Origin of the sequence: Parasutterella secunda (assembly GCF_024733725.1) — a bacterium.
Classification (GTDB): domain Bacteria; phylum Pseudomonadota; class Gammaproteobacteria; order Burkholderiales; family Burkholderiaceae_F; genus Aphodousia; species Aphodousia faecalis.
Genome location: NZ_JANRHP010000016.1, coordinates 1 through 1,485, shown reverse-complemented (window position 1 = coordinate 1,485; position 1,485 = coordinate 1). Strand labels below are relative to the sequence as shown.

Annotated in this window: 1 protein-coding gene; it reads right to left on the bottom strand. The window is 48.8% G+C overall.

What is annotated here, in order from left to right; translation table 11 throughout:
- Positions 1–31: 31 nt before the first annotated feature.
- A complete protein-coding gene (locus NW199_RS08680) occupies positions 32–1,339 on the bottom strand; it encodes a tyrosine-type recombinase/integrase (protein WP_258334348.1) in 1,308 nt (435 codons plus the stop codon).
- Positions 1,340–1,485 lie beyond the last annotated feature (146 nt).

The following is a 1,485-nucleotide window of genomic DNA, read 5'->3' as shown; positions in this document are numbered from 1 at the left end:
CCCAACCCCAGAAGAAAACTTTGTACAGTAATTACTCTCCGAGTCGTGAGAAACAATATTCACCCCAAGAACAGAATAATTGATAACGAGCCAAATCAAAGGTTGACCTATCGTATGCTCCGTTGTATCGCTTACGGATTGAATGTAATAAACACGCCTCGATTAATTCCTCTGAGTACTTACCGAAGTTACCGAGTCTGTCAGACTTTGCCCAAGATTTAAAACTTGCCCGAGCAGTCCCGTGTTGGGTTGCTACTTTTGGGTTTCCGTCGGAGTCCAGCATCAAGGGATCTACCCACGGGTCCTGCCCAGCCAGAACTTGATCAGCACTCATTGAACGAAATAAGGTTGAAGGTACCGAATCACACAATGCCAAACCGCGAACGCTTGGAAAAATAAAACTCGACTTATCATGCTTTCGTGGTTTCATCTTTTGGAGAATAACCAAAGCCTGCGGACTGAGAGGTATATGCCGAATCCCTCGACCTTTATTTTTGTCGTGCTCTGGCGGTATACGCCAAAGCGGAATCTCTCCGTCCAATTCACACTCCGACCACTCTGACAGCCGAACAGCACGGAAGCGTGAGGCTGTCAGAATTGAAAAAGCCACCGCTAGGGCAGAATTCGTACCATTATTAAGTAAGGCACACATCAAATCCGGCACCCTCTCATACGGCAATGCCGCCATGTTCTCGCCTGCCGTTCGTTGAAGGGTTAACGGTTGCAAAAGCACCCCAAGCGATCCCCGCTTATCAATTGGATTAACTCCAACGTAATACTTCTTGATAATTGCGAATTCGAATACTCGCCTCAATAGCTGGTATATCTTGTCGGCTGAATTCTTAGATTTCCACACAGGGGTCAATACTTTTACGGCGTCTTCAACCCCAAGCTCTTGAATGACTCGATTACCGATCAGTGGGTAGACATGTTTACGGAGTCGCAGGTAAGCCGTGCGTTCCCCTTTCTCATTGTTAGCCCAGGCGTTGATTGAGCGCTGATACTCAAACCACTCAACCGCTACATTGCGAAAGGTTTTTAAGTACACCGATTTTTGCGCGTCGAGTTTATGGAGCTTTTCGATTGCTTCTACCTCTCGGCGTTTATGTTCCACCCTAGGATCTTCTCCACGGTCTAATTGATACCGACACTCGGCGCCGAGCTTTCGTGCTTCCGTGAGCGATATATCACGAGGGAGGTAGTAGTCATGTCGAACTCCGTGACGAGTCCAACGCATCAAGTAGCGGATCGTGCCGTTACGTTTCCTAATGCGCAAACCGACAACGCCCCCTGCGGCGTACACGCCGTCATCCATTGTCGAAATTCGCGCCTTGGTCACCTTTTTGTCACCCCTTGATCGTTATTTTGGTCACCCTCAGGACACACAATGCCACGCAATCGCCTCGGTGCCAAGGCTTAGAGCGTGGTGCTTGGTCACCCTTGGGATGTCCAACAGGTCACCCTTTGGGTGAAAATAGGCAAGAT